This is a genomic window from Bradyrhizobium sp. WBAH42, assembly GCF_024585265.1.
In the GTDB taxonomy this organism is placed as follows: domain Bacteria; phylum Pseudomonadota; class Alphaproteobacteria; order Rhizobiales; family Xanthobacteraceae; genus Bradyrhizobium.
This window is the reverse complement of sequence record NZ_CP036533.1, coordinates 5,804,969-5,831,752: the sequence shown is the minus strand read 5'-3', so window position 1 is coordinate 5,831,752 and position 26,784 is coordinate 5,804,969. Positions and strand designations below refer to the sequence as shown.

Genomic DNA, 26,784 nt, shown 5'->3' with positions numbered 1-26,784 from the left:
GGCCCGAAGCTATCAGCTCGCGGCGCGGAACTGCACTTCGGCGTCGTTGATGAAGCACGTCTTATCGAACAGCTTCAGGTCCAGCGGGTTCGGCAAGCGGACATCGCCGAGATCGGGGCAGGGCTTGACCGCGGGATCGTAGGACCGGTCGATTTGCGAGATGAAGACGACGATCAGCCCCATGTCGCGCGCAAACGATTTCAGCGCGCGGACCTGAATGGTCAGATCGGGATTTTCCCGCCTTTGGTCGAGCAGTTGCAGGTAGTCGATCACGACGAGCGTGCCGCGCGGCGCCGATGCCATTTGGTTTCACGACGTAGTCGGCGCTGATGATGTCCGAACAATCGACCTCGAACAGCTTGTCGAACTGCGCCGGCTCCGCTCCGATGACCCGCAGACGCGCCAGCACATCCTCCTCGGTATATTCGAGCGAGAAGAATGCGGCGCGATGGCCGGACTTCATGGCTTCGACGGCAAGTTCGAGGCTCATCAGCGTCTTGCCCTGGCCGGGACGCGCCCCGACCAGCACCAAATCGCCCGGACGGAATTGCGCGAACAGTTTGCTCGCCGGTGTCAGCGAAGCTGCCTTTGCAGCCAGCATGCTCCAGGCGGCAAACCCTTCCGTCGCAGCGACACGGTCAAGCGCGTCGTGGAGCGGAATGCCGGCTTCGCGGGACAGGCGTTTCGCCTTGCGCTTCAGATGGTAGATGGGCGCAGACAGTTTCATCGTCAAAACCTCCCATTGCGAGCATGGATCGCAACCCCTCCTTATGCCTGGCGCTCGAACAGTCGGCCGATGATCAACTCGCCCGGCATGAAGTCTGCTTTCCCGGCGGAGGGGGGAGGCGTGGGCGGCACCGGGATGGAGCGTAGCTGATTCCCGAGGGGCGGAGAGCGGCCGCGGTCAGCTCAAACAGAGAAAGTATCAGACGGCCGCTTCCGGCAGCAGCGCGCGGGTCGGTCCGAACAGCTCTTCGAACGCCTGCCGGAGCGCGACGTCGACATCGGCCATGGTCACGAGCTGGCCGAGATCGACCAGCGAGGTGACTCCGTAGCGGGGGTCGACGACGCCGCAGGGCACGATGCCGGCGAAATGCGACAGCTCCGGCTCGACATTGATCGCGATGCCGTGAAACGAGACCCAGCGCTTCAGGCGGACGCCGATCGCCGCGATCTTGTCTTCGTGCTCAGGCCCCTTGTCGGGGCGTCTGACCCAGACGCCGACCCGGTCCTCGCGCCGTTCGCCGCGGACGTTGAAGGCGGCCAGCGTCTTCAGGATCAGCTCCTCCAGGCTCGCGACATAGGCGCGCACGTCCGGCCGGCGGCGCTTGAGGTCGAGCATGATGTAGGCCACGCGCTGGCCGGGCCCGTGATAGGTGAGCTGCCCGCCGCGCCCCGTCGCGAAGGTCGGGAATCGGGCTTCGAGCAGGTCGCTCTCCTTGCCCGATGTGCCCGACGTGTAGAGCGGGGGGTGCTCGAGCAGCCAGACCAATTCCGGCGCCTCGCCCGCGGCAATCGCCGCGACGCGCGCCTCCATGGTCGCCACCGCCTCCGGATAGGGCACCGGAGCGTCCGAAATCCGCCATTCGACGACTTCGCCGCCTGCGGCGGAAAACGACGTCAAATCGAGGTCTTGACGCTGTTCTTGGCGGGGGTTTGGAGGCGAATTAACCATTGGCTAACCATAACGTGGTGATGATCGGGAGCAAATGCCAAGTCCTTTGGCGTAAGTCCCAAGTTGCGGCGGTCCCGACAGTGCCCACTCTCGATAAAGTCACCGTGGATCTCATGGTCGTCCTCGGGACGACCACCATGCCGATCCATCAGGTATTACGTCTTTCCCGCGGCGCCATCATCGAGCTGGACGCAACCGAGGCCGACGAGGTCAAGGTGCTCGCCAATAACCTGCCGGTCGCCTCCGGCGTCGTGCTGGTCGACCGCAACCGAATCGCCGTCGAGGTCAAGCAGATGCTGCCGCGCTCGCCGGGGACCCGGTAGGGCACGCCATTGGCGCCAGGGCCTTGATAGGGCCGATCCGGGCAGGTGAGAATTCCTGCCAAGCTTGTGGAATTCAGGGTCTTTGCAGGCTTGTATCCCCCTGATGGATTTGTTAGATCGGCGGCCGCTGATCCGGCCACCCGAACGACCTCAGGCCGGCATCTCCTAGCGCTCGTGGCGGAACTGGTAGACGCGCTGCCTTGAGGTGGCAGTGGGTAACACCGTGGGGGTTCGAGTCCCTCCGAGCGCACCACCTTCATTTTTATAGCTTTTCTGGGCGGGTTTTCGCCCAGGTTCGCGCCGCATGGCGGCGCTTCGGAACCAAAGCCCTCGCCTTGCATTCGCAACTGGTCGCCGAATGCGCTTGAAGGTGGAGGCTGATGAGGGACGCTACGTCCGATGTTGCCGAGGTCCGCGGCGCCGTTCACCTGTGCATCGACATGCAGAACATTTTCGCTCCGGACGGCCTTTGGGCGACGCCCTGGATGGAGCGCGTCCTGCCGACAATCGTCTCGGTCGTTTCGCGCCACGCGGAGCGAACGATCTTCACACGCTTCATCACCCCGCAGGATCCCGAGGATCGCCCTGGGCAGTGGCAGGCCTATTTCCGCCGCTGGCGCCAGGCGACGCGCAGGCATCTGCCATCATCGGCTCTGGAGCTCGTGCCGGCCTTGGCCCGGTTCGTTCCGCCGGCCGCTGTGATCGACAAGCCGGCCTATTCCGCGTTCAGCAATCCCGGTCTTGCGAGCCTGCTGGTCGAGAAGAACGTCGGCACCGTCGTGATATCGGGCGCGGAAACGGACGTCTGCGTGCTCTCGACAGTCCTGAGCGCCGTCGATCTCGGCTTCAGGATCGTCATCATCGAGGACGCGCTGTGCAGCTCGTCCGACGTCGGCCACGATGCGCTCATGACGATGTATCGCACCCGCTTCCACGGCCAGGTCGACTTGGTGACGGCAGAAGAGTTGGGCGAGATCTGGCGGGAGTAGGGAGCTACGATCCGATCTCATCGGCTGCACAAGCTTCCTCGCCGCCATCGAGTCAGATCAAGCGACTGCGACGTCGGCGGTCACCGGTCTCGCATGCGGCGGCTGCGCGTGGTCTGCGCCGGATCGCATGTTCAGATAGGCCGGGTCGAAACCGGCAAGCCGGACCAGGCCCGGCCAGTCCGTGATGGTCAAGGTCTTGCCCTGCCATTGCAGCAGATTGCAGCGGCGCAGCTCCTGGATGGTGCGGTTGGCATGGACCGGGGAGATGCTGCAGGCCGCGGCGACATCGGACTGGGTGAACGGCGAGGACAATCTGAAGTCTCTGGCGAGCCCGACGGCTTGCAGCCGAACGGTGATCTCGCAAAGCAGATGCGCCACGCGCGTCAATGCGTCCCGGCTGCCGAGGTTCACCGTCCAGTTGCGCTGGATGGCGTGATCGGCAAGCAGAATCAACAGCAGGGCATGCGACATCGCCGGAGAACGCACCGCGAGCTCGCGAAAGAAGCGGTGCGGCACGAGCGCGACGATTGCGGGGCCGAGTGCGGTCAGGTTGCCCTCGATGCGCGGGCGATACAGGCTTTGCAGGTTGGCGATGTCGCCGGGCACGCAGATCGCGGTGATCTGGCCATCTGCGCTTTCGTCATTTTGCCAGGACAGATATCCCTGGAGCACCAGGCAGCATTGCGTTGCCTCATCGCCGTGGCGCAGGATGGTCTGATGCGCGCCGAAATGCGCGATGCTGCTCGGCATGTCCGCGAGCAGATCGAGATGGTCCGGGGTCAGTTCGACGAGGCTCGTCAGGCGGTCGGCGAGTTTCGAGAATGCAAATCCTGCCTGCATTTGATCTCCGATCCCCCATCGGCTCCAAGTGTGGCCGAGAACGACGGCGGAAAGCATTAACGTTTGATACGTTCGCTTGGGGTATCGCGGAGGCAGCAAGCCGCTCGCCGATCCAAGGTTCCTCGCACTCAATTGACGTTGTCGCCGAGCATGTTGCGTACGCCTGTGGTCACGGCGGCGACGCCGCTCGTGCCGTGCATCACTGCGATCTCGCCCTGCTGCTCGTGGCGGATGGCGTGCGCCATGATGCGCAGGCGAGGGTCGCCGCGGCTGTGCCACATCCGGTCGGCCATCCTGACCGCACCGCGGTGGTGCCTGCTCATCGCCTCGACGAACAGCGCGTCGAACTGGTCCGGCGGCGCGGTCTTGACCTGGCGCATCTCGGCCGGTGTCAGGAAGCCCGGCATCGCCGCACGCTCCTCGGTGCTGCAATCGGGCATCTCCGTGTCGAACCAGCTCAGCCACCAATTCTCGAAGATCTGGTTCTCGCCGGTCTGGCTCGCGACCATCAGCATCGCGAGCTTCCGCAGATGTGGATCCTGCGCGCGCTCGGCCGCCGTCCGTGCCAGCTCGATGCCCTGGGCATGATGCGTGGTCATGTGACGGATGTAGGCCTGGTCGTGATCCCTGTCGCGGCCCATCCACGGCGGCTCGTAACCGTGACCGCCGAACATTGCGACCGCACCGAGCACCGCGATCGCGGCCAGCGCGCCGGTCATCCACATGTTGGTGAACCGCACGTCGCTGTCAGGCGCAGTCCCGCGCTTCCAGCGCAGGCGCGCGAACAGAGGATACATCACGGCCGAGGAGCCGTGGACCAGCAGGCCGATCCAGTAGGGTTGTTGCAGCGTGAACAGCGGCTGCCAAAACGGAAACAGCGGCACCAGCACGAACCATTCCATGCCTGAAGAGAACACGGCCCAGGGCAGCGCCAGCAGCAGGATCGTCATCGGCCGCAAGTCGGCCGTCCAGCGTCCGAGCACGCCAAAGAAAACCAACGCCCAGGAAAAATCGGCCCATTGGTGAAAGGCCATCCCGGTCAGGATTGCGCTCCAGGATGGCTCGGAGCTGATCGCCCAATCGCGCGCAGGAATTGCGGCAACCGTCATCCAGTCGACGGCGGCATCGCGGCCGATGCGGGCGGCGAAGAGTTGGCTGACGATGGTCGAGAACGTGCTGCTGATCAGGCCGAGGGCGGCCGCGGCAATCCAGCGCGAACGCCGCCGCTCGCCGATGCTGCGCCGCGCCCCACTCGCGAGCGCTGGTCGCGGCTCTGCGTTCACGTCAGCTGCTTGAGCTTCTTCAGCGGATTGAGCTCGCTCGGCTTGTCTTGTTCGGCGCGCCCGCGCTCGGCTTGTGCCTTGCCGTCATCGTGCAGATCCTGGTCGCCGATGATTTCGCCGACGGCCTGCTTGGTCTTGCCGGCGATCCGTTGCTGCAGACCTTTGGTCTTGCCCATGAGCTGCCTCCGATATGTCCTGCCGACGGGCTCACGCCGCTACCCCGGCGCCTGAAGGGGGCGTGGGCGCCGGGCTGCGGTCTTGCAAACTGCCTCCGGCGGCGGGGGGAGACGCCGGAAAGCATTGATGAGACTCTTCGAAACGCGGATGGTTCCTGCTGATATCACCGAGGTTCGAGCGTGATGATCACGCCTTCGTTGCCGCGGAGCAGGATGGACGCATCCGGCACCGGCTCGGCCTGTCGATCCAGATGCGTCGACATCAAGAGACGGCCGCGGCCTTGCCAGTGGAATTTCCGCGGTTCGGCCGCGATATTGAGCGCGACCAGGATCTCGTTACGGCCATCCAGCCGCTTGTAGGCCAGGACATCGTTCTGCGACCGCAGCGGCTCGTATTCGCCCCGTTGCAAACCAATATGCTCGCGCCGCAGCGCCATCAGCGCGCGAAACAGCGCCAGGATCGAACGCTTGTCGCGCTGCTGTCCGGCGACGTTGGCCGCACCATCGGGCGGCTCGAGCGGCAGCCATGGACGGCCCGTGGTGAAGCCGCCGTCGGGACTGTCGTCCCATCGCATCGGTGCGCGTTCGGGATCGCGGCACAGGCCATAGCCGGGCACGAGCTTCTCGAAGGGATCGTGAACGCGGCCCGGCGGGATCGGCACGCGCTTGCGGCCGATCTCGTCGCCCATGAAGAAGAACGGCGTTCCCCGCAGCGTCATCAGCAGCATCGCCAGCACGCGCATCTGCGCCTCGCCGATCTTGCTCGCGACCCGCTGCTTGTCGTGGCCGCCGATGACCCAGACCGGCCAGCCATCGTCCGGGATGGCGTTGAGATAGGCGTCGATCGTGGCCTGCAGCGAGAGGGCGTCCCATTTGGAATCGAGCAGGGCGAAGTTGAGCGGCAGATGCAGGCGCGGCCGGCCGTTGCCGTAGAAGTGGCCGATGCGGTCGGTCTTGCCCTGGACCTCGCCGCACAGCATCCGCCCGGGATAGGCATCGATCACCTCCCGGATGAACTCGATGCAATCCATCGTCTCGGGCCGGTCGTCGGTAAACACCGTCGTGTTCCGCTGCGGCGGCGGCTTGCCCTCGGCCTCGGGGTTCGGCGGGTTGTCGCGCAAGAGCCGGTCCTTGATCAGGACCGCGCTGGCGTCGACGCGAAAGCCGTCGACGCCACGGTCGAGCCAGAACCGCATGGTCTCGGCGATCGCGGCGCGCACTTGTGGGTTGCGCCAGTTGAGGTCGGGCTGCTCGACCAGGAAGGAATGATAGTAATATTGCCGGCGCGCCTCGCACCATTCCCAGCCGCTGCCGCCGAACCGGCTCAGCCAGTTGTTGGGCGGCCCGCCGTTCTCGGCGGGCTCAGCCCAGATGTACCAATCCGCTTTCGCGCTGTTGCGCGAGCTCGCGCTCTCGACGAACCATGCATGATCGTGCGCGGTGTGATTGGGGACGAGGTCGAGAATGAGCCGGATGCCCGCACCGTGCAGCGCCTCAAGCAGGCGATCGAACTCCTCGAGGCTGCCGAAGGCGGGATCGATCGAGCAATAGTCGGAGATGTCGTAGCCGAGGTCGCGGAAGGGGCTGTTGTGGATCGGCGTCAGCCACACCGCATCGACGCCGAGCCATTTCAAATAGTCGATGCGCGACAACAGTCCGGCAAGGTCGCCCTTGCCGTCACCGTTGGAGTCCTGAAATGAGATCAGCGCGATCTCGTAGATGACGGCGGATTCCCACCACGCAGCTTCGTCACGGGACTCGACGCTCATCACCTTGCTTCACCTCGTTGTGCCCAACATGCCCCGCGATCTGCCTTGCCGCAGTTCGGACACTCTCGATACCCTTCGGGAATCCACTGCGGTTCGGATAGAGCTTGCGCCGTGCATCGCGCGGCGGGCGGCGCGGCTTGGTGTCCTGCGCGGCGCGGTAGTCGAGCATGGCGATGCCGCCGACCATCAACAGTGCCAGCGCGATGTTGCCCTTCTTGGGATTGTCCGACGTCAGCCCGGACATCAGCGCGGCGGCATCGAGGCCGTCGCCGCCGACACGGGCCCATAGGCCGGCGTTCTTGTCGACCGAGAGCGACATGATCCCGGCAAGGATCTCGCGCACGCCGAAGGCGCGGACCAGCGTCTCACGGCCTTCCATGCCCAGCGTGTGCGTGACGCGCCTCGGCGCGAACAATTCGACGACGCCGAGGCCGATGCTGAACCAGCCGAGTGCGCGCGCGAGCTGGTCCGCCGGCTGCTTCAGGCTCGGTCCGCCCGCGACGATCTTGGGGTCGCCCTTGGTACGCACGATGTTGGAGAAGTGAAACATGGCTTTGCTCCTCAGGGCTTCAGCACGACCTTGACGCAGGAATCGCGCTTGTCGCGAAACACCTGGTACATCTCCGGTCCCTGGGCGAGCGGGACGGTGTGGGTAATGACGAAGGACGGGTCGATCTCGCCTTCTTCGATGCGCCGAAGCAGATCGTCGGTCCAGCGGTTGACGTGGGTCTGGCCGGTCCGCATCGTCAGGCCCTTGTTCATGAAGGCGCCCATCGGGAGCATGTCGGACAGGCCGCTGTACACGCCGGGCACCGAGATGATGCCGCCGGGACGGCAGACATAGATCATCTCGCGCAGCACGTGCGGCCGGTCGCTCTCGGCCATCACCATCTGCTTGGCGCGGTCGAGCAGGGTGTCGGGCAGCGACGGCATCACATGCGATTCCATGCCGACGCAGTCGATGCATTTTTCCGGGCCCCTGCCGTCGGTCAGCTCCTGGAGCCGCTCCACCACGCTCTCGGTCTCGAAGTTGATGGTGGTGGCGCCGCCGGCCTCGGCCATGCTGAGCCGCTCCGGCAGGCAGTCGATCGCGATCACCTGGTTGGCGCCGAGCAGGATGGCGCTGCGGATCGCCATCTGTCCGACCGGGCCACAGCCCCAGATCGCGACCGTGTCGGTCGGCTCGATGTCGCATTGCGCGGCGGCCTGCCAGCCGGTCGGGAAGATGTCGCTGAGGAACAACAGCTGCTCGTCGGGAATGCCCGCGGGCACCTTGATGTGGGTGGCGTCGGCAAAGGGCACGCGCAGATATTCGGCCTGGCCGCCGGGATAGCCGCCGGTCAGATGGGTGTAGCCGAACAGGCCTGCCGTCGCGTGCCCGAACACCTTGTCGGCCAGATGACGCTTGCGGTTGGTGGTCTCACAGACCGAGAAATTGCCGCGCTTGCACTGGTCGCATTCACCGCAAATGATCGTGAACGGCACGACGACGCGGTCGCCCTTCTCGAGCTTGCCGTTGACGCCCGCGCCGACCTCGACCACTTCGCCCATGGTCTCGTGGCCCATGATGTCGCCGGGCAGCATGCCCGGAATGAAATTGTGGAAGAGGTGCAGGTCGGAGCCGCAGATGGCGCAGCTCGTCACCTTGATGATGGCGTCACGCGGATCCTGAATCTCCGGGTCGGTGACGGTGTCGCACCGGATGTCCTCCTTGCCGTGCCAGACCAGTGCCTTCATCGTGCGTCCTCCCGGTTGAGCCACGTGCCATCTAAGTCCAGGCACGAACGATGGTTGCTATCGTCTGCGCGCAAATTCTTCGCCCTGCGCAAATAGGAACGACGACGCAATAGGAACGAGAGAGCAGGGCGGCGATTGAGCGTGATCACCTCGATTCCAAGGACTCAATCGCAAGGATTTCCCGCATGCCCGCCAATCATCTCGCCGTCGTCACAGGCGCCTCAACCGGTATCGGTCTGGAACTCGCCAGGTGCTGCGCGCAGGCCGGGTTCAACCTCGTCATCGCCGCGGACGAACCTCAGATCGAGCGGGTGGCCGTCGATCTGCGCCGGCACGGCGTCAGCGTGGAGCCGGTCGAGACTGATCTCGCCACCACCGAGGGCGTCGACAAGCTGTGCGCGGCGATCGGCGACCGGCCGATTGGCGCATTGCTGGCCAATGCCGGAATCGGCCTCGGCAAGGCTTTCCTCGACCAGGACTTTGCCAGGGTGAAGCACCTCATCGACACCAACATCACCGGCACGCTGTATCTGATCCACCGCGTCGGCAATGAGATGCTCCGCCGCAATGCCGGTCGCATCCTGATCACCGGCTCGATCGCCGGCTTCATGCCCGGGAGTTTCCAGGCCGCCTACAACGCCAGCAAGGCGTTCCTCGATTCATTTTCGTTTGCGCTCCGTGAGGAGCTGCGCGACAGCGGCGTCACAGTGACCTGCCTGATGCCGGGTGCGACCGAGACCGAGTTCTTCCGCCGCGCCGACATGATGGACACCAAGGTCGGCACCGACAAGAAGGACGGCGCCTACGATGTCGCCAAGGCGGGTTTCGATGCGATGCTGCGCGGGGAAGCCGACATCGTCACCGGGCTGAAGAACAAGATCCAGACCACGGTTGCGAACGTCACGCCGAACGAGATGCTGGCCAAGCAGCACCGCAAGATGGCGGAGCCGGGTACCGCAAGATCGTAAGCGACGCGCGCGCAATGCTGCGGAGCGGCGCGAACCGTCTTGCGGAGAAAGGAGACCTTCGATTCACATAGCCTAATGCGCCGCGGCCTTCAAACCGTCAAATTGCACGGGCTGAAACAAGCGGGGGCTGCGATGGCAATGGATCGTATCGAACAGGCCTTTGTCGCGACTGCGGTTACGGGTTTTCTCGTAATGATGGTGGCAATCGTCTGGATGATGATGAGCTGAAGTGGGGGAGCTTGCCGTCTTGCGCGTCGCGCTACCTTACGCCGCAGTTGTCCTGTGCCTGGCGGTGACCGCCTGGCTTGCCATCGCGCATTTATTTTGATCGTCGCTCGGTTGCACCCGTTCAACCGCTGTTCACTGGATCGGCTGCTCGGCGATGAGCCCGGCCAGCTTCCGTGCCATCGCCGCAAGATCGATCGGCTTTTCCAATAGCGGCACGTCCTGGAACTCCGGACCGAGCGTGATCTTGTCGTATCCGGTCGTGAACAGGAACGGCACGTTCCGGGCTCTCAGCTCGCGGGCGATCGGAAAGATCGTCTCGTTGCGGATGTTGACGTCGAGCACGGCGGCGTCCAGGACGCTGCCGTCGTGCAGGATCTCGAGCGCGTCTTCGAGATGGCCGACGGGACCGGCGATCTCCGCACCCAGCGCGCGGAAGGCCTTGCCGATGTCATCGGCGAGAAAATACTCGTCCTCGACGACGAAGATGCGGCGCCCCTTGAGCTCTGCGCGCTGATCCGACGATGCCGCCATGCTGTCTCGGCCTCCAAACGCATAGGAACATAAGCCGGCGAGCCGCCTTGGTGCAAACTACAAACCAGGCAAATGGAGGCGGGTTCCATGAGCAACCGCGACATCATTGTCATCGGGGGCTCCGCCGGAGCGACGGCTCCATTGAAGCAGATTCTGGGCCGTCTGCCCGCGGACCTGCCGGCCGCCGTTTTCGTCGTGCTGCACATTCCGGCGCAGGGCATCGGCATCCTCTCGACGGTTGCCGGCAGTGCCGGGCCGCTCCCGGTCCGGCAGGCTGAGAACGGCATGATGATCGAGCCCGGCCAGATCTATCTGGGTGCGCCGGACCATCATCTTCTCGTCACGGAGGACCGCATCTTGCTCGGCCGCGGCCCGCGCGAGAACATGGTGCGGCCGGCGATCGATGCGCTGTTCCGCTCGGCTGCGCTCTATCACGGGCCGCGCGTCATCGGCGTGCTCCTGAGCGGCCTGTTGTCCGACGGTGCGGCCGGCCTCAACGCCATCAAGCGCTGCGGCGGCTTGGCCGTGGTGCAGGACCCCGCCGATGCGATCTCCGACGAGATGCCGCGCCGCGCCATGGAGGCGACCACGGTCGACCTCTGCGTTCCCGGCGCCAATATGGGCGACGTGCTGTCCGAGCTCGTCAGGGAGCAGGTCGGCGCCGCGCTGCCGATCCCGCCCGAGATCAGGCTCGAGGTCGAGATCGCGGCCGGTGAGCGGATCGGAAGCGACAATCTCGCCTCCGTGGGTGGCCCTGTCGCCCTAACATGCCCAAGCTGCGGCGGGGTGCTCTCGGAGGTCAAGAACGCCCGCCCGATGCGTTATCGCTGCCAGGTCGGCCACGGTTTCACAGCCGATGCGCTCGCCAAGGAGCAGGAGGGGCGGGTCGACGAAGCCCTGCGCGTGGCATTGCGGATCATCGAGGAGCGGGCGGAGTTGGTGCAGCGCATGGCCGCCGACGGCCGGCGCACCGGCCGGGCTGCGGTCGCCGAGATGTACGAGGCTCGGGCGCTGGAATACCGCGAATATGCCGACATGATCCGGCGCGTCGTGCTAAAGTCGCTCGATCCTTCCGTAGGCAAACGGGAGGCCTGAAGGGGCGGCCATGGCCATCTCCCTTGTCGAACGCACTGCACAGCTCGATGCGGAGCGACGCCTGTTGGTGAAGGCGGACCAGGATATCGAGAGCGGTTGGCAGCGGGTCCGCAATCAAGAGGATCGGGTGCGCGAGCTCATGGCGGGCGGTCATGACACGTGTCAGGCGGAACGGCTGGTCGACCTGCTCAGGCAGACGCTGGTCGAATGGGAGCGCCACCGCACCTTGATCGAGCAGCGCGTGGCCTTTCTTCAGCGCGAGGTCAATCCGGAGGCCTAGGGAGGCCGGCGCCGATGTGCCGAACTGCGCCGCCGACGCTCCGCAGCAGCAGGAGGCCGACTCGCGCTTGTCCCCTGAATCGGGCTAGCTGGATCAAGGGACGCCCGGGACATTTTTGTCTTTGATGTGTTGGGATAATATTGAATTCTGCTATGTGCAGGACGGGGCGCCCATCGGGTTCCCGCCAGCCAGTGAGCGACCAGAGCCATGACCGAAGTCGCCGACCAGCCGGCCGATGCACAGCGCCAGAGCAAGACCCCGCTGATCATAGGGGTTGGCGCCTCACCGGGCGCGCTGGACAGCATCGAGCGCTTTTTCGCCAAAATGTCGGTCGGAGCCGACCAGGCCATCGTGCTGGCGCTCCAGCACCACGAGGCGTTCGACGAGCCGCGGCTGCGCGACATCGTCCAGAACTCCAACGGCAACCAGGTCGCCGAGATCGCCGACGGCCACCCGATCGAAGGCGGTACGATCTATCTATGTCCACCGGCCATGATCACCACCATCCAGGGCGATCGCTTCGCAATCCGCAAGGCCGAGCAGGCGCCTGGTGAGCGCGCCACGATCGACAGCTTCCTGGTGTCGCTGGCCGAGGAGCGCGCCGAGCAGTCCATCGGTGTCATCCTTGCGGGCACGGGGGGCGACGGCACGCTGGGCACGGCGACGCTGAAGGATCATGGCGGCCTCGCGATCGCCGAGCGGATTGAAAACGCGGAAGAGGCCGGGCATCTCGACGGCAACACACCCGCTGCGATTGCCGATTATGTGCTTCCGCCCGAGGATATCCCCGAGCACATTCAGGTCTATGCCCGTCATCTCAGGCGTCTGGAGGAGAAGCAGGGCTTCGACGAGGTTCTGGCCGCCGCCGCCAGCTCGCTGTCGCGCATCGCCGACATCCTGCGCAACAAGACCGGCAACGATTTCCACGGCTATAAGCAGAACACCTTCCTGCGGCGCGTGCAGCGGCGCATGCAGGTGGTCCGGATCGACGACATCGCCGCCTATGTGGATTTCCTTCGCAACGACAAGGACGAGGCGCAGTACCTCTTCAACGACCTCCTGATCGGCGTCACCGAATTCTTCCGCGACAAGCGCGAGTTCGAGGTGCTGGAGACGCAAATCATTCCGAAGATCTTCGAGGGCAAGGGGGTGGGCCAGCAGGTCCGCGTCTGGGTGCTCGGCTGCGCTACCGGCGAGGAGGCCTATTCGATCGGGATCCTCTTGCGCGAGCACATGGCGCGGATGGATTCCGTGCCGCAGGTCCAGATCTTCGCCACCGACATCGATGGACGGGCGCTCGCGACCGCCCGCGTCGGCCGCTATCGCACCAATGTCGAGGCGGACATGACCAGCGAGCGGCTGGCGCGCTGGTTCGTGCGCGAGGGCGATACCTATTGCGTGGTGAAGGAGCTGCGTGAGATGTGCATCTTCTCGCAGCATAACGTCATTAAGGACGCCCCGTTTTCCAAGCTCGACATCGTGTCCTGCCGCAATCTGCTGATCTATCTCAACGCCGAGCTGCAGAACCGCGTGATTCCGCTATTCCATTTCGCGCTGCTGCCGGAGCGATATCTGTTCCTCGGCAATTCCGAGAACGTGACGCGGCATCCGAAGCTGTTCGCGCCGGTCGACCGTCGCGCCCGGATCTTCAAGAAGCTGGAGACGGGAACGCGGCTGCCGCCGGAATTTCCGATCACGACCGCGGCGGGCCGGGTGCCGGTCGAGGTCCCGGCGGTGCGCTCATTCGGCCCCGACGTCGGCCTGGAGCGGCGCGCGCAGCGCATCGCGGAGCGCTATGCCCCGGCCTATGTCATCACCGACGACAATTTCCAGGTGCTGCATTTCTCCGGGCGCACCGGCCGCTACATCGAGCCGACGGCGGGCGCCGCCACGCTCGACCTGCTGCAGCTCGTGCACCGCGATCTTCGGCTGGAATTGCGGACCACGCTCAGCCGCGCCGCCGACACCAATGAGACCGTTCATGCCGAGCAGGTGCAGCTCGGCGTGAACGGTCACCGCGTCCTGGTGGACATTACGGTCGAGCCGATCCAGGAGGGCGCCGGCGGCCACCGCAATTTCGTCGTCCTGTTCAAGGACTCCCCGGCGCGGAGCAGCGAAGCCGAGACGGGCAATCCCAACGCGCTGGTGCGCACCGAGCACGTCGAGCGCCTCGAAAACGATCTGCGGGCCACGCGCGAGCGCCTTCAGGCGACGATCGAGGAGCTCGAGAGCACCAACGAGGAGCTGAAATCCTCGAACGAGGAATATCAATCGCTGAACGAGGAGCTTCAGTCGGCCAACGAGGAGCTCGAGACCTCGCGCGAGGAGCTGCAGTCGGTCAACGAGGAGCTGACCACCGTGAACGGCGAGCTGGCGCACCGCGTTCAGGAGCTGACGCGTGCCACCAGCGACCTGAAGAATTTCCTCGAGAGCACGCAGATCGCCACGGTATTCCTCGACAATGATCTGCGCGTGATGAACTTCACGCCCGCCATCACCCAGCTGCTGCATCTGGTCGAGACCGATACGGGCCGGCCGATCAGCCATATCAAGGCGCGTATCCCGATCGAGGAGCTCTACGACGACATTCGCCGGGTGCTGCGCACGCTTGCCAGCGTCGAGCGCGAGCTGAGCGCGCCGGACAGCGGCACGCGTTACATCGTGCGCATCCTGCCATATCGCAGCATCGACAATTTCATCGCGGGCGTGGTCATCACCTTCATCGACGTCACCGCAATCACCCGTGCCGAGGAGCGGCAACGCCTGCTGCTCGCCGAGCTCCAGCACCGGGTTCGCAACACGCTCGGCGTGGTGCGCTCGATTGCGCGCCGCTCGGCGGAAACAAGCTCGACCGTGGAGGAATACGCCTCCCATCTCGATGGCCGTCTCAACGCCTTTGCCCGCACCCAGGCGCTGGTGACGCGCGATCCGGAAGGCGGCGTCGATCTGGAATATCTCGTGGTCGAGGAGCTGCTCGCCTACAATGCACGCGAAGGCGAGCAGATGCGGGTCTCGGGCCCCAAAATCCGCTTCCAGCCAAAGGCCGCGGAAACCTTCGCGCTCGCCATCCACGAGCTCGCGACCAACGCGCTCAAATACGGCGCCTTGAGTCGGCCGAGCGGGCGCATCGAGGTGACCTGGCGCGTCGATGAGAGCACCGATCCGGCGGAGCTGGTGTTCGAATGGCGGGAGCGCGGCGGGCCGCCCGTGACGGCAAGGCCGCGAAAAGGATTTGGGACCGAGCTTCTGGAGCGCACGCTGGCGTTCGAGCTGAAGGGGCAGACCATGATGGCGTTCCACCCGGCCGGGCTGCACTACACCATCACTATTCCTCTGAGCAAGCGCGCCTTCCACACACCGGTGGTAGCCGCCTGATGCCGTTGTCGACAGCCGATCGCAGCGTCCTGGAGCCGGTCGTTCGCCGGCTGAGCGCGCTGCGGCCGTTGTCGAGCGAGGCTCGCGCATCGCTCGAATACGCCATGCTCGAGGGTCTCCAGCGTGCCGGATCCGGCGAGGATCTGATCACCGAGGGCGATCGCGTCGACGCCGTTCGTGTCCTGTTGTCGGGCTGGCTCGGCCGCTACAAGACGCTGGAGGACGGCAGGCGACAGATCGTCAATTTCATCTTCCCGGGCGAAAGCTGCGATGCGCATGCTTACCTGCTGTCGGAAATGGACCATTCGATCGTGGCGCTGACGCCCGTGGTCTATGCCGAGATCAAGCGCGCCCGCTTCGAGAGCCTGCTCGCCAACAACCCCACGCTGTCGGAAGCGTTCTGGTGCGAGACCCTGCTCAACAGCGCAATCCAGCGCGAATGGGCGATCAATCTCGGCCGTCGCGTCGCGCTGGAGCGCGTGGCGCATCTGTTCTGCGAAATCGTCGAGCGGCTTCGCCCGGTGGGAATGGTCGACGGCAATTCATGTCTCATGCCCGTGACGCAAATGGATCTCGCCGATGCCACCGGGCTTTCCGTCGTTCATCTCAATCGGACGCTCCAGGAGCTGCGCGCGGCGGGGCTGATCGTGCTGCGCGAGCGGACGCTGACGATCCCGGACCTCGATGCGCTCAAGAACGCGGCGCTGTATTCGCCGAGCTATCTGCGGCTCTACCGCGAAACTGAAGCGATCAGATGACCCCCGTTCCGTCGCGGCGCGGAGGAGTCTCTTCACTGACATCGGCCGGCACCGGACGTCATGCCCGCAATCAGGCCGGTTTACGGCGCTGCCCGACCTCCACATCTGGATCGTGCTCACTCGGAACAGGCTCGTGGGTTTGCCGGCCTAGAAACGTATCCGGTCGCGGAAGCTTCAGTACCTCCAGCGAGTCTCGGATCGCCTTGCGAACCTGCTCCACGTGCTTTTCGTCCGACTGCAACGGATGGTGAATCTGCTTGGCCATCAAGCGCTCCCCTGGTCATGCAGGCGGGAGCACCATCGGTCTCTCAGCCACCAGCGCCTACGGGCAGAGCCTCAGCCGGTGATAATGTCACCATACACCCGTTGCGGCGTTTCAGCCAAGGAAATCGGGGATCTGCCGTTCAATTCTTGTCCCTCGCCATCGGATGCGGTTGAGAACGGTTCGGCGAGGTTGTGACCGCTTGATCCAGGTTAATCGGCGACGCTTTTTGAGCTGTTGGCGCCATTTGAGTAACCTATGCAAGTGCGCGTTCGCGAGCTCCGTTGCATGATGCCTCATGCCAAACGCCCTGTTTGCCCGCGCCACGCGCGCTATCGAAGAGAGCCGCACCCTCCGGGAGCAGCACAGACAAGCTGTGGGCCGTCACGACGAGGCCGTGAAAGACTTGCGCTTGGCCATCATGGACAGCGCCATGCTTCGCTCCGAGATCAAGGCGCGCCGCGACAACGAGGAATCGTAGCTCCGGTCTTTCCTGTGAAACTGCAACCGTTCCGTTTCTGGAACGTTAGATCATTGGCCCGGCTGTGCAGCCCGGAATCCACTAACCACGTCAGAACGCAACGGCGCGCTCGACCTCATGCACCAGGAGGACGCCTGATGAGGATGCGACATCGGTTCAAGCAAGTCGAAACTCTGGAAGCGCGGCTCGCCGCCGAGGCGGAGCGGCTACGCGAACAAGCCAACTTGCTTCCGCCCGGCGCGGCGCGCGACGAAATTTTGCGCAAGGCGCGTCAGGCGGAAACGGGGTCTCAGATGAGCGAGTGGCTGAGGTCGCCGGGCCTGCAGCCGCCGAGCTAGTCCGGCGCTACGCGCCGTCAGCGCCGCTTTGCGGCTTTGCTTCGCCGGTTGTAGGGCGAGCGGTTGACCGGCCGCAGCGAAATCCCTTCGCGTTGCGCCTTGCTGCGGATCGCCGCGACGGGGCGCTGCAGCTTGATGCTCATCACGCCGGTCGGCGTGTTGCCCTTGGCAAGTTGCTTCAGCTTGCTCACATCCGCCGCTGTCCACGGCTCGCGCGCGCGGCGCTTGTAGGTGGGATTTGCCTTGCGCGGGCCTTTGCGGCCGATCGGCGAGCCCGGTCGTTTCCATGCTGCTTTTGCCATGATGATCCTCCTTCAAGTCGTCCTTGAACATACGAATCAGCATTTCGGTTCCGGCGCAGTCCGGATCGATCGGTCCTGCGTTGTGCTTTGCGCAAAATCGCGCAGCGTTAACTTATTGAAATGCTGGAACCGGCCGTTGCGACGGAAGCTACAATCGTTGCCGGGCTGAGCCGCCTCAACCGGCAAGCGACTTGAGTGACAAGAGAACTCGGGCCCCGGCGCCCGATCCCCCGCCGGGGCCTATTTCCCCACAACCGAATTTTCCGCGAAAGTGACATGACCGCCAAACGTAACCGCAGGAAACAGACCCAAACGCTTCAGGAGCGGCTGGCCGCCTTTGCCGAAAGCGCGCGCGAGCGCGCGCTCAGCCTGCCGCCCGGCCGGGAACGCGAGATGCTGCTGCGCCGCGCCAAGCAGAACGAAGTGACCTTGAACCTCACGGATTGGCTGAGCGCACCCGTCGCTCCAAGGCGAGGACAATCATAGTGGCAAGCATCAAGCATTACCGCGCGTTCCAGATCGATCCGGACGGGCACGTGTTCGGATGCATCAACCTGGTCTGCGACGACGACGAGCAGGCCAAGCGCGAAGCCGCCTCGCTCGTCCTGGTGCATCGCATCGAGCTGTGGCGGCTCGATCAACGGATCGCCAAATTCGATGAGCCGCAGGAGCTTGCTCGCCGGTAAAGTGTTGGGAACCGCACGCTGGGCGCCGGGTTGGTCGCAAGGACACCGACTTCGCCAGGAGCCAGCATGACGGATGTCGACATTCGCAAGGGGATGCCGCCCGTCAAGTTGTCGCGCGAGGAGTTCGAGCGGCGCTACAGGCGTCAGTTCGTCGATCCCGTCTTTGCTTCGCTCGGCCGTGAGCTCGATGCCATCATCGCGGCGGCCTGGGACGCCTACAGCCATTCGCGCAAGGCACCATTGACGCGGAAGGCCGGAGCAGGCTTCGCCGACCCCGACTACGATCTCGCCGTCGACTGGCTGGATGCGCGCGCAAAAATCCTGGAGGCGCAGCGGCGCCATGACGATGCCGACGTGGCGCCTCGCATCCTGATCATCAACGGCTCGGCCCGCAGCGAGCACACCTGTCCCGGCGAGATGTCCAAGACCTGGCGGCTGGTCGAGCTGGCCGAGCCCGTCTTCATCGAGATGGGATTTGCCGTCGACATCCTCGATCTGTCGCGCCTCGCCTCGGAATTCGGCAAGACCATTCATCCCTGCAAGTCCTGCGTCGGCACCGCCATGCCGCTGTGCCACTGGCCGTGCAGCTGCTATCCGAACTATTCGCTGGGCCAGACCCAGGACTGGATGAACGAGATCTATCCGCTCTGGGTTGCGGCGCACGGCATTCTGATCGTGACCCCCGTGAACTGGTATCACGTTCCCGCCGGGCTCAAGGCGATGATGGACCGCATGGTCTGCGCCGACGGCGGCAATCCCGATCCGACCTCGACCCACGGCAAGAATGCCGCGGAAGCCAAGGCCATCGAGCTGAAGGGCTGGCCGTATCCGCGCCATCTCGCCGGCCGCCATTTCGGTGTCGTCGTTCACGGCGACGCGGTCGGCGCCGAGGGCGTGCGCCGGACCTTGTCCGACTGGCTGACCGACATGCAGCTGATCTCGGCGGGCCGCTACGCCGAGCTCGACGGCTATGTCGGCTACGGGGAGCCATACGCCACATCGCATCGCGAGCTCGACGAGGACCACGACTTCCAGCAGGGGGTGCAGAATGCGGCGCGCGCGCTCGGCAACGCGGTCCGGCTGGCGCGGAGCGGGCACCTCGAGGAGCCCGGCGCCGCTCTTGCGGACCCGAACCCGAAATGACCGGCGCGCAGCTTGAATGCCTGATCGTCGGAGGCGGCCCGGCCGGATTGATGGCCGCGATCTATCTGGCGCGCTTTCGCCGCCGCGTCTGTGTCGTGGACGCCGGCGCGAGCCGGGCGGCGCTGATCCCGCGCAGCCACAATGTCCCGGGCTTCGTCCACGGCCTGTCCGGCACCGAGCTGATCGAGCGGATGTCGGCCCAGCTGCGCGAGCTCGCCGTCACGCGCGTAAAGGCCGAGGTCAACGCGTTGCAGCGTCACGAACATGGCTTTGAAGCGAGCTGGAATGGCCGCACGCATGCGGCCGCCACCGTCATTCTCGCCTGCGGGATCGTCGACACGCATCCGCCGTTCGACGATTGGCGCGCTGCCGTCGCCGATGGCCTGTTGCGCTACTGCCCGGTCTGCGACGCCTTCGAGGCGACCGGCCGCCGCATCGGCGTCATCGGCCCGTTCGCGCGTGCCGCGGGCAAGGCGCTGTTCCTGCGCGGCTATTCGCGCGACGTGACGCTGCTCGCGACCGGACCGGATGACGATCGGTCGGCAACGTCACGGCTGGCCGAGGCGGGCGTCGAGGTCGTCTTCGCGCCCGATCTGCGTTTGCGGCGAAGAGGCGAGGGCGTCGAAGCCGTCTTCGCCGACGGCCATACGGCGCAGTTCGAGATGGTCTATCCCGCGATGGGTGCGCAGGTGCGCTCGCAGCTCGCGATGGCGCTTGGCGCCGACCATACCGGGGAGGGTTATCTAGAGGTCGACGATCATCAGCGCACGTCGATCACCGGACTCTACGGCATCGGCGACGTCGTCACCGACCTGCACCAGATATCGGTCGCGTTCGGCCATGCCGCCATCGCCGCCTGCACGATCCACAACAGCCTGCCGCCGCGGTTTGCGTGACGGGAACGAAGCGCGGGCTGCCGTCTTGACTGGACGGACCCGCGAAGGAAGAGCCCATGCTGGAAGAGAAGCTCAAGGAAGCGATCGTCGGCGAGTTGCAGCGCCAGGCCGCCGACCGGCCGCAATCGCTGAAGGTCCAGGGCGCGGCAGACGCGAAGGGCTCGGAGGAGCTGACCGTCAACGGCAAGATCGACCTCGGCGCGCTGGTCATGGTGATTGCGGGATCGGTCGCCGGCGGGCCTTAAACCCGGTCTTCCGGAGCTCTCGCGATCCGGGCGGAGCGTCGCACCGACTGTGGCGGCTGACCGAAGGCCCGGATGAAGGCCCTTCGCATCCGCTCGGGGTCGCGAAAGCCGGTGGTTCGCGCGACGCGCTCGATCGTCTCGCCGGAGGACTGCACCCGCTCCCGCGCCACCTCGACGCGCAAGCGTTCGACCGCCTTTGTCGGCGTGGATCCGGTTTCGGCGATGAAGGAGCGGACGAAATGCCTTGAGCTCAGCCCAGCGCGCTCGGCGAGCGCCTCGACCGTGAGAGACGCATCCAGATTCTCGCGCACCCACGACAACAGGCTGCCGAAGCGCCCGTTCGGCGTCTTCAGCTCGAGAAGACTCGAGAACTGCGATTGGCCGCCGCTGCGGCGATGGTAGAGCACGAGCTGGCGGGCGGTTGCCTGCGAAATCTCCTCGCCATGGTCCTCCGCGATCATGGCGAGCGCGAGATCGATCCCGGCCGTGATTCCCGCCGAAGTCCATACGCCGCCATCGCGCGTGAAGATCTGGTCCGGTTCGAGCCTGACCTTCGGATAGCGCCCGATGAAGTCGCGGGTACAGGACCAATGCGTGGTTGCGCAGCGGCCATCGAGGACGCCGGCCTCGGCGAGCAGATAGGCGCCGGAGCAAACGCTGGCCATGCGCACGCCGCGGCGCGCCAGTCTCTGAATGAAGGAGATCGTGGTGTTGCAACGCGCCGCAGCTTCGACGCCCTCTCCACCAGCCACGAAAAGAGTCGTAACGGAGCTCGCCGATCGCAGGCTGCGCGCCAGCATCTCGGTGCCAGACGAACTGCGCACCGCCCCGGCCTTCGCCGCAACGTTGATCACGCGCGGTGCATTCGGCGTGTGACGTCTTGCGATCTCGAACACCGAGATCGGCCCGGCCGCATCCAGCAGCTGGAATTCGGGAAAGATCAGGAAGCCGATCATGGACGCGTCCAAAAATGAGGGAATTACGCCGTTTCCGACCACAAGGCCAACATGGCACGCTGACGTCGTCAAGCGCGATGTCGAGGTTGGATATGTCGGGTCCGTTGCAGATCGGCCTTCTGGTGTTTCCCCGCGTTACACAGCTCGATCTCACCGGTCCTGCCCAGGTCTTCTCCAGCCTGCCTGACGTCAGCGTGCATTTGATCTGGAAATGCATCGAGCCCGTACCGAGCGATTCCGTGATCGCGTTGACGCCGACCATCACATTCGCTGATTGCCCGCAACTCGACGTGATCTGTGTCCCCGGCGGCTATGGCACCGACGAGCTGATGCTGGACGAGGAGGTGCTTGCCTTTCTGCGTCGGCAGGCGCGCGGCGCGAAATACGTCACGTCGGTCTGCACCGGTTCGCTCGTACTCGGCGCAGCCGGTCTCCTGAAAGGCTATCGCGCGGCCACGCATTGGACGGCGACCGATGCCTTGCCGTTTTTCGGAGCGGAGGTGTCGCGGGAGAGGGTGTGCATCGACCGCAACCGCATGACCGGCGGCGGCATAACCGCCGGCATCGACTTTGCACTCACGCTGGTCTCGATGTTGAGAGGCCGCGCGGCAGCGGAAATGGTCCAGCTCCGCATGGAATACAATCCCGCACCCCCATTCAACGCCGGCTCGCCGGATACGGCACCGGCGGCGATCCTGGCCGCCATGAAGGAGCGGGTTGCGCCGGCGCAGGCGCGTCGACTGGAATTCGTCAGGAAAGTTGTTCACCAGGAGGGGTAGCACCGGCGATTTCAGGGCAGTCATCGCCGGCAGTCCTCGCGGGCAGAGTGGAGGGGAAGATGGTGGATCGCGCAGGCGCGTCGAAGTCATGGCCTATCCGGGTTTGCCGGTCGGCCTTTGGCCTCATCCTGACGCTCGGGGCGGTCGCATGCGCCGAACGGAGTCAGGCCGGCGATTTTTCCGGCGATGTGATCCGCATCGGCATCATCAACGACCAGGCAGGACCCTTGTCGGACCTTGCCGGACCAGGCTCTGTTGTCGCCGCGAAGATGGCGGTCGAGGATTTTCAGAAGGCCACGCCTGGGCTCAAGGTCAACATTGTCGTCGCCGATCATCAGAACAAGCCGGACATCGGTGCCCAGATCGTCCGCAAATGGTTCGACGTGGACGGCATCGACATGGTGGCCGATGTCGGAAATTCTGCCGTTGCGCTCGCCATCCAGTCGATCGCACGCGACAAGAACAGGATCGTTATCTACTCTGCGGTTGGGACCACCGAAATCGGCGGCAGGCAATGTTCGCCCACCGGCCTGATGTGGTTGCACGACAATTACAATCTGGTCGCCGGCTCGGTCCGCAGGCTGGTGTCGCAAGGATATAACAGCTGGTTCTTCATCGCGTCCGACTACGCGTTCGGACGCAACATGGTCGAAGTGTCACAGCGCGTGCTCGCGGCGAGCGGCGCCAAGTCGCTCGGCGCAGTCTTTCATCCGCTGGGAAATGCCGATTACAGCTCGTTCTTGCTCCAGGCCCAGGCCTCAAAGGCCAAGGTGATCGCGTTCGCCAATGCCGGCGAACAGCTCGTGACCTCGATGAAGCAATGGAACGAATTCGGCATGAATACGGGGCCCCAGAAGGCGGTCGCCGAACTCATGTTCCTGACCGATGTTCACGCCATGGGTCCTGAAACCGCCAAGGGCCTTACCACGGTCACCGCTTGGTACTGGGCTCTCAACGAAGCGACGCGGGCGTTCGCCCAGAGGTTCTACAAGCTTCACAACGCCATGCCGACCGCGCCACAAGCCGCCGTCTATTCGGCCGTCCTGCAATATCTGAGGGCCGCGGCTGCCGCGGGCACAGATGAAACCAATGCCGTCCTGGAGAAGATGCGGTCAATGCCGGTAGACGATTTCTATGCACCGGGCGCGCGGCTGCGCGCCGACAACAAGCTGGTGCACGATTTCTATCTCGTCGAGGTCAAGAAGCCTGCGGACGTGAAAGCCCCCTGGGACTACTACAGCGTGGTCGAGACGATCCCTGCCGAGGAAGCCTATCTTCCGCTGAGCCAAAGCGAATGCCCGCTGCTGAAGACCTCGCAAAACTAACCCGCTGCGCCGCGCAGGGCTTGTGCTGCCCTGACGCGCCGCCTCAGCCATACTCATCGCCGATGCCGTATTCCCGGTAGATCTCCAGCGGGTCGAGCTCGGGAAACAGGCGGCATTTGGCCTGCGCGAGGTGCAGGCTCACCGCTGCCGGCTCCTTGCCGTTGGCGAGCAGCTTGCGGATGTCGTCCATATGCGCGTTCGGCTGGTGCTTCGGCTCGAGCTGCTCCAGCGCGACCAGGGCGGTCGCGAGAGCCTCGGTCAGAACCCAGTCGTCGTGGCCCGTGATTCCCTTCTTCGGCATCGGAAGAACCCCACATCTGGCGGCGGTCGCAGTTTACCGCGCCTTCGGCCAAATCGCTATTGAGCCGTTGCGGGCCCTTCGCGCGCGCGAGGCCAGGGCCAAGCCCCGGCTTGCCTTATGGCCGCGTCAGGCTAAAAGGCGGCTAGTTGCGGGGGCGGCAGTATCTTTGTTGAAACAAACTTGGCGTAGACGGGCCGTATCCAGGCTCGCCGTTCCGGTCTGGGACCCGATCCCGCACTTTGCAACATCGTAGAGTTGCGACCCCCTCAAGGTTCGAGCCAGCATGGTCTTTCTCAGCTTCGTCTATCGCTTCCTCACCAATTTCGCCTTCATGGCTGTGGTCTATTTCAGCCTGAACTTCATGGAGAAGTATCCGAACCGGGCGATCCTGGCGATCCTGGTGCTGGTCTATGCCGCCATGCGCGCGGCCTCGACGCTGCGGGCGTTCTACTTCTTCCAGAAGATCGAGAAGCTGGAGGCCGAGACCAAGCGCCTTCAGGCTCCGATCAACGACGGTTCGGGCGGCACCAGCGCGCGCAAGCAGGTGATCGCCGACGTCGCGCGGCTAAGGCGTGACGGCGAGCTCAAGTCCTACATGGACCTGTTCTTCCTGGCGCTGATCGTGCTGCTCTGCGTCGCCGCGATCATGCGGCAATAGCGGCCTAAGCGCGTTTTTTCAGGCTGGCGACGCGGGTCGGACGGGGCGCTGCGCTCTTGGAAGCGGCACCCTTGGAAGCGGCGCCCTTGGATGCGGTGTTCTTGGGTACGATGTCGACGGGCTGCGCGGCATGATTCTCTGCCGCCGGCGCCGCTTGGGCGGTCCTCCGCCCGTGCAGCTTGGCCGTCTTGCCCTTCGCAGCTCTGCCCTGTGCTGCCTTGTCCTTGGCCGGATGGGGCCTCTCCGCCGCCATGGCAAGCCGGGTCGCGGCGCGCCGCGACAAGGTCGTCGACAGCAGCACCTCGACCGAGCCTTCCGGAATCGCGAACAGATCGCGGCCGGGCACGGGCAGGGTGGATGCGAGGTCCATCTGGCCCTTGCTCCGGCGCGGCAGCAGCGACTGATGCTCGGCCTGCGCATTGAGGTCGGCGAGCGCGGGCGTCGGCAGCGTCTTGGTCTGCGTGAACACGAAATTCGGCACGCGCGGCCAGCGCGCGATCGGCGTCGTCTCCGATGGCGGATGCAGCAGCCATTCGACCTGCGTGGTCGGCGTCGCCGGCCGCTCGGCGGTGGCGGGCACCACATGCACGATGCGATAGCCGCGCGCCTTGAGGTCGCGGATGATCCTGGGCAGCGCCGCCACCGTGCGGGCCTGAATGTCATGCAGCAGCAGGATGCCCTTACCCTTGGCCTCCAGCCGCTGGATCGCGAGCTGGTAGACGCGGTCGGACGACACGTGCCGCCAATCATCCGCCGGGAAGTCGGCGCTCCAGACCTGGATGCCGCGCGAGATCAGATGGTTCTCCACGCCCTCGGCGCGCATCAGGCCGGGAATGCGGAAGAACGGGGCGAGCTGCGAGGGATCGGTCATCGCGGCTGCGGTCCATTCGATGCCGCCATTGATCTCCGCCTCGGCCTTCTCGATCGGCATCCGGTCGAACGTCAGGGGATGGTCCATGCTGTGCGTACCGACGGTGTGGCCCGCCGCCACCAGCTTGCGCACGCCGTCCGGATTGGCCTTGGCCTGGTTGCCGACGATGAAGAAGGTCGCCTTGATGCATTCGTCGGCGAGGATCTTGAGCACCTGGTTGGAATATTTCGGGATCGGACCGTCGTCGAAGGTCAGGACGACCTCATGGTCCTTCAGCGGCAGCGTCTCGCGGTACTGCATGGTGCCGATCAGCGGATGCTCGCGCGGATCGACAACGAGGGTGCGGGAGGTGCCGAGGGCGTCGGGGTGGCCGGGACAGTCGGCCGCAAGCGCAGCCGGCGAACCGACGGTGAGCATTCCCAGACAAAGGACGATCCACGATCGCGTCCGCAAAACAACGCTACTTCCGATCATGAACCTCGTCTGCCCCCATGCAATTGGCGCTTAGATAGGTCGGAGATGGCTCAAAACGGTTCAGCCGTAGCCGCCCTCATCTTTGCACGCCGTAGCATGAACAGAGTGTTAATTGCCCCCAAATCACCCCATTTTGCCCCGGCGTGACATTCCGGCATCAGCGCGTTTCGGCGCTTTTCTGTGATGCGCCAGCCGGTACGATGTGGACCACCCGATAGCCGTTCTCCCTCAGAAACCGCAGAAACGCCGGCATCATTGCGGCCGTGCGCGCCTTGTTGTCGTGGAAGAGGATGATGCCCTTGCCGCTCGCGGCGAGGCGATCGGTGACGAGCTTCAATTGCTGCTCCGGCGTCATCTCCTCCCAGTCGCTGGCCCATAGATCGGCGCCGAACACAATGATGCCCCGCGACTGGAGCAGGTCGAGCTGTGCTTGTGTCGACTCGAAATAGGGGAAGCGGAAGAACGGCGTCGAAGGTGTCGTCGTCGAGGTTCCGTGCAGCGCCATTTCGTCCGCGGCAATGCCCCGGTCGATGTCGGCCATGGCCTTCTCGAACGGAATATGCCCCATGAACGGATGCGAGAAGGAGTGATGGCCGACGGTGTGGCCCTCGCGGGCGATGCGCTTGACCATGTCGGGATGCTCGGAGGCGTGCTGGCCGATCAGGAAAAAGGTCGCGCGCACGCATTCCCGTTCCAGCGCCGCCAGCACCTTCGACGTGGTCGGCGGGTTCGGCCCGTCGTCGAAGGTCAGCACGACCTCGCGATCGGCCAGCGGCAGCGTCTGCGGAAAGCTCTTCACGCCAACGCGCGGGTAGGTCTTGGGATCGACCCTGAGGACGCGCGAGGTGCCGAGTGCGTCCTTGCGCGGGCATTCGGCGGCCTTTGTCGCGGCAGTGCCGATGACGGTCGCGGCGAGCGCGCCCGTCATGGTCGAGGTCCACCTCAGTCGCAGCATCTTTGTCATTGCGCTCGGCTTTGCGTTGTGGGTATTGCCTGAACCCTCAGCTCATACCACCCGTTCCAACCTGTCAAACGGCGAG

31 protein-coding genes, 1 tRNA gene and 1 pseudogene are annotated in these 26,784 nt (G+C 64.8%); 18 read left to right on the top strand and 15 right to left on the bottom strand.

The genetic code is table 11. The features are described 5' to 3' along the window. Positions 1-12 precede the first annotated feature (12 nt). Positions 13-727, bottom strand: a pseudogene (locus tag DCG74_RS27360) (DNA helicase). Positions 728-925: 198 nt separating this feature from the next. Beyond that, on the bottom strand, positions 926-1,675 hold the full coding sequence (gene lipB / locus DCG74_RS27355; RefSeq protein ID WP_172783303.1) for a lipoyl(octanoyl) transferase LipB: 750 nt from the start codon (positions 1,673-1,675) through the stop codon (positions 926-928). An 80-nt stretch (positions 1,676-1,755) separates the two neighbouring features. Here lipB and DCG74_RS27350 point away from each other — a divergent pair, with 80 nt between their 5' ends. The 3 genes from DCG74_RS27350 (at position 1,756) to DCG74_RS27340 (ending at position 2,987) form a co-directional block, all read left to right on the top strand. After that, positions 1,756-1,998: a FliM/FliN family flagellar motor switch protein gene (locus DCG74_RS27350; protein WP_018647371.1), complete on the top strand. Its 243-nt coding sequence runs from the start codon at positions 1,756-1,758 to the stop codon at positions 1,996-1,998. 168 nt (positions 1,999-2,166) lie between these two features. After that, a tRNA-Leu gene (locus DCG74_RS27345) sits at positions 2,167-2,251 on the top strand. Positions 2,252-2,378: 127 nt separating this feature from the next. Next, the gene (locus tag DCG74_RS27340; protein WP_172783304.1) at positions 2,379-2,987 is read left to right on the top strand and encodes a cysteine hydrolase family protein; all 609 of its coding nucleotides are present in this window, start codon (positions 2,379-2,381) and stop codon (positions 2,985-2,987) included. Positions 2,988-3,044: 57 nt separating this feature from the next. Here DCG74_RS27340 and DCG74_RS27335 read toward each other — a convergent pair whose 3' ends face one another. The 6 genes from DCG74_RS27335 to DCG74_RS27310 all read right to left on the bottom strand — a co-directional run bounded on the left by DCG74_RS27335 (position 3,045) and on the right by DCG74_RS27310 (position 8,792). Beyond that, a complete protein-coding gene (locus DCG74_RS27335; protein WP_172783305.1) occupies positions 3,045-3,827 on the bottom strand; it encodes a Crp/Fnr family transcriptional regulator in 783 nt (260 codons plus the stop codon). Between the two features lie 128 nt (positions 3,828-3,955). Then, entirely contained in the window at positions 3,956-5,110 is a 1,155-nt protein-coding gene (locus DCG74_RS27330; protein ID WP_172783306.1) for a DUF305 domain-containing protein, read from the bottom strand. Then, positions 5,107-5,286: a CsbD family protein gene (locus tag DCG74_RS27325; protein ID WP_172783307.1), complete on the bottom strand. Its 180-nt coding sequence runs from the start codon at positions 5,284-5,286 to the stop codon at positions 5,107-5,109. Before DCG74_RS27325 ends, DCG74_RS27330 begins: the two co-directional genes overlap by 4 nt. A gap of 164 nt (positions 5,287-5,450) precedes the next feature. Beyond that, positions 5,451-7,055, bottom strand: a complete 1,605-nt coding sequence (locus tag DCG74_RS27320; protein ID WP_172783308.1) for an alpha-amylase family glycosyl hydrolase — start codon at positions 7,053-7,055, stop codon at positions 5,451-5,453. After that, a complete protein-coding gene (locus DCG74_RS27315; protein WP_172783309.1) occupies positions 7,036-7,605 on the bottom strand; it encodes a hypothetical protein in 570 nt (189 codons plus the stop codon). Before DCG74_RS27315 ends, DCG74_RS27320 begins: the two co-directional genes overlap by 20 nt. A gap of 11 nt (positions 7,606-7,616) precedes the next feature. Continuing rightward, the gene (locus tag DCG74_RS27310; RefSeq protein WP_172783310.1) at positions 7,617-8,792 is read right to left on the bottom strand and encodes a zinc-dependent alcohol dehydrogenase; all 1,176 of its coding nucleotides are present in this window, start codon (positions 8,790-8,792) and stop codon (positions 7,617-7,619) included. Between the two features lie 185 nt (positions 8,793-8,977). On the opposite strand from DCG74_RS27310, the gene DCG74_RS27305 reads away from it, so the two are divergent. Further along, positions 8,978-9,760 (top strand): SDR family oxidoreductase, encoded by a 783-nt coding sequence (locus DCG74_RS27305; RefSeq protein WP_172783311.1) that lies wholly within the window; start codon positions 8,978-8,980, stop codon positions 9,758-9,760. A 360-nt stretch (positions 9,761-10,120) separates the two neighbouring features. Here the strand turns inward: DCG74_RS27305 and DCG74_RS27300 are convergent, their stop codons facing one another. After that, the gene (locus tag DCG74_RS27300; protein ID WP_172783312.1) at positions 10,121-10,519 is read right to left on the bottom strand and encodes a response regulator; all 399 of its coding nucleotides are present in this window, start codon (positions 10,517-10,519) and stop codon (positions 10,121-10,123) included. A gap of 87 nt (positions 10,520-10,606) precedes the next feature. Between DCG74_RS27300 and DCG74_RS27295 the strand changes: the two genes are divergently transcribed. From DCG74_RS27295 to DCG74_RS27280, 4 genes are all read left to right on the top strand, one after another. Then, a complete protein-coding gene (locus DCG74_RS27295; protein ID WP_172783313.1) occupies positions 10,607-11,614 on the top strand; it encodes a chemotaxis protein CheB in 1,008 nt (335 codons plus the stop codon). A 10-nt stretch (positions 11,615-11,624) separates the two neighbouring features. Beyond that, the gene (locus tag DCG74_RS27290) at positions 11,625-11,894 is read left to right on the top strand and encodes a hypothetical protein (RefSeq protein WP_172783314.1); all 270 of its coding nucleotides are present in this window, start codon (positions 11,625-11,627) and stop codon (positions 11,892-11,894) included. A gap of 207 nt (positions 11,895-12,101) precedes the next feature. Further along, positions 12,102-15,269, top strand: a complete 3,168-nt coding sequence (locus tag DCG74_RS27285) for a CheR family methyltransferase (RefSeq protein ID WP_172783315.1) — start codon at positions 12,102-12,104, stop codon at positions 15,267-15,269. Further along, the gene (locus DCG74_RS27280; RefSeq protein WP_172783316.1) at positions 15,269-16,027 is read left to right on the top strand and encodes a Crp/Fnr family transcriptional regulator; all 759 of its coding nucleotides are present in this window, start codon (positions 15,269-15,271) and stop codon (positions 16,025-16,027) included. Before DCG74_RS27285 ends, DCG74_RS27280 begins: the two co-directional genes overlap by 1 nt. A gap of 70 nt (positions 16,028-16,097) precedes the next feature. Here DCG74_RS27280 and DCG74_RS27275 read toward each other — a convergent pair whose 3' ends face one another. Continuing rightward, positions 16,098-16,292 (bottom strand): hypothetical protein, encoded by a 195-nt coding sequence (locus DCG74_RS27275; RefSeq protein WP_172783317.1) that lies wholly within the window; start codon positions 16,290-16,292, stop codon positions 16,098-16,100. A gap of 295 nt (positions 16,293-16,587) precedes the next feature. On the opposite strand from DCG74_RS27275, the gene DCG74_RS27270 reads away from it, so the two are divergent. Next, on the top strand, positions 16,588-16,770 hold the full coding sequence (locus DCG74_RS27270) for a hypothetical protein (protein ID WP_172783318.1): 183 nt from the start codon (positions 16,588-16,590) through the stop codon (positions 16,768-16,770). 137 nt (positions 16,771-16,907) lie between these two features. After that, a complete protein-coding gene (locus tag DCG74_RS27265; protein ID WP_172783319.1) occupies positions 16,908-17,108 on the top strand; it encodes a hypothetical protein in 201 nt (66 codons plus the stop codon). Positions 17,109-17,125: 17 nt separating this feature from the next. Here DCG74_RS27265 and DCG74_RS27260 read toward each other — a convergent pair whose 3' ends face one another. Further along, on the bottom strand, positions 17,126-17,410 hold the full coding sequence (locus DCG74_RS27260; RefSeq protein ID WP_172783320.1) for a hypothetical protein: 285 nt from the start codon (positions 17,408-17,410) through the stop codon (positions 17,126-17,128). A gap of 276 nt (positions 17,411-17,686) precedes the next feature. Between DCG74_RS27260 and DCG74_RS27255 the strand changes: the two genes are divergently transcribed. From DCG74_RS27255 to DCG74_RS27235, 5 genes are all read left to right on the top strand, one after another. Continuing rightward, a complete protein-coding gene (locus DCG74_RS27255) occupies positions 17,687-17,896 on the top strand; it encodes a hypothetical protein (protein ID WP_172783321.1) in 210 nt (69 codons plus the stop codon). Continuing rightward, on the top strand, positions 17,896-18,096 hold the full coding sequence (locus DCG74_RS27250) for a hypothetical protein (protein ID WP_172783322.1): 201 nt from the start codon (positions 17,896-17,898) through the stop codon (positions 18,094-18,096). Before DCG74_RS27255 ends, DCG74_RS27250 begins: the two co-directional genes overlap by 1 nt. 66 nt (positions 18,097-18,162) lie before the next feature. After that, positions 18,163-19,239 carry a flavodoxin family protein gene (locus DCG74_RS27245; RefSeq protein WP_172783323.1) on the top strand — a complete coding sequence of 359 codons (1,077 nt, stop codon included), beginning with the start codon at positions 18,163-18,165 and terminating at the stop codon, positions 19,237-19,239. After that, a complete protein-coding gene (locus tag DCG74_RS27240) occupies positions 19,236-20,135 on the top strand; it encodes an NAD(P)/FAD-dependent oxidoreductase (protein ID WP_172783324.1) in 900 nt (299 codons plus the stop codon). Before DCG74_RS27245 ends, DCG74_RS27240 begins: the two co-directional genes overlap by 4 nt. A gap of 56 nt (positions 20,136-20,191) precedes the next feature. Further along, complete coding sequence (locus tag DCG74_RS27235) at positions 20,192-20,380, top strand: hypothetical protein (RefSeq protein ID WP_172783325.1); 189 nt, start codon at positions 20,192-20,194, stop codon at positions 20,378-20,380. Here the strand turns inward: DCG74_RS27235 and DCG74_RS27230 are convergent. Beyond that, entirely contained in the window at positions 20,377-21,336 is a 960-nt protein-coding gene (locus tag DCG74_RS27230; protein ID WP_172783326.1) for a GlxA family transcriptional regulator, read from the bottom strand. The two genes, DCG74_RS27235 and DCG74_RS27230, sit on opposite strands and share 4 nt — an antisense overlap. 92 nt (positions 21,337-21,428) lie before the next feature. On the opposite strand from DCG74_RS27230, the gene DCG74_RS27225 reads away from it, so the two are divergent. Together DCG74_RS27225 and DCG74_RS27220 are read left to right on the top strand one after the other, a co-directional pair. Further along, on the top strand, positions 21,429-22,115 hold the full coding sequence (locus DCG74_RS27225; RefSeq protein ID WP_172783327.1) for a DJ-1/PfpI family protein: 687 nt from the start codon (positions 21,429-21,431) through the stop codon (positions 22,113-22,115). A gap of 59 nt (positions 22,116-22,174) precedes the next feature. Beyond that, positions 22,175-23,440: an ABC transporter substrate-binding protein gene (locus DCG74_RS27220; RefSeq protein ID WP_172783328.1), complete on the top strand. Its 1,266-nt coding sequence runs from the start codon at positions 22,175-22,177 to the stop codon at positions 23,438-23,440. Positions 23,441-23,483: 43 nt separating this feature from the next. On the opposite strand, the gene DCG74_RS27215 is transcribed toward DCG74_RS27220, so the two are convergent. Further along, positions 23,484-23,741 (bottom strand): hypothetical protein, encoded by a 258-nt coding sequence (locus tag DCG74_RS27215; protein WP_172783329.1) that lies wholly within the window; start codon positions 23,739-23,741, stop codon positions 23,484-23,486. A 283-nt stretch (positions 23,742-24,024) separates the two neighbouring features. Between DCG74_RS27215 and DCG74_RS27210 the strand changes: the two genes are divergently transcribed. Beyond that, positions 24,025-24,399 (top strand): hypothetical protein, encoded by a 375-nt coding sequence (locus tag DCG74_RS27210; RefSeq protein WP_172783330.1) that lies wholly within the window; start codon positions 24,025-24,027, stop codon positions 24,397-24,399. A gap of 4 nt (positions 24,400-24,403) precedes the next feature. Here the strand turns inward: DCG74_RS27210 and DCG74_RS27205 are convergent, their stop codons facing one another. Continuing rightward, positions 24,404-25,744 carry a polysaccharide deacetylase family protein gene (locus DCG74_RS27205; protein WP_172783331.1) on the bottom strand — a complete coding sequence of 447 codons (1,341 nt, stop codon included), beginning with the start codon at positions 25,742-25,744 and terminating at the stop codon, positions 24,404-24,406. A gap of 157 nt (positions 25,745-25,901) precedes the next feature. After that, the gene (locus DCG74_RS27200; protein ID WP_172783332.1) at positions 25,902-26,708 is read right to left on the bottom strand and encodes a polysaccharide deacetylase family protein; all 807 of its coding nucleotides are present in this window, start codon (positions 26,706-26,708) and stop codon (positions 25,902-25,904) included. Positions 26,709-26,784: the final 76 nt, after the last annotated feature.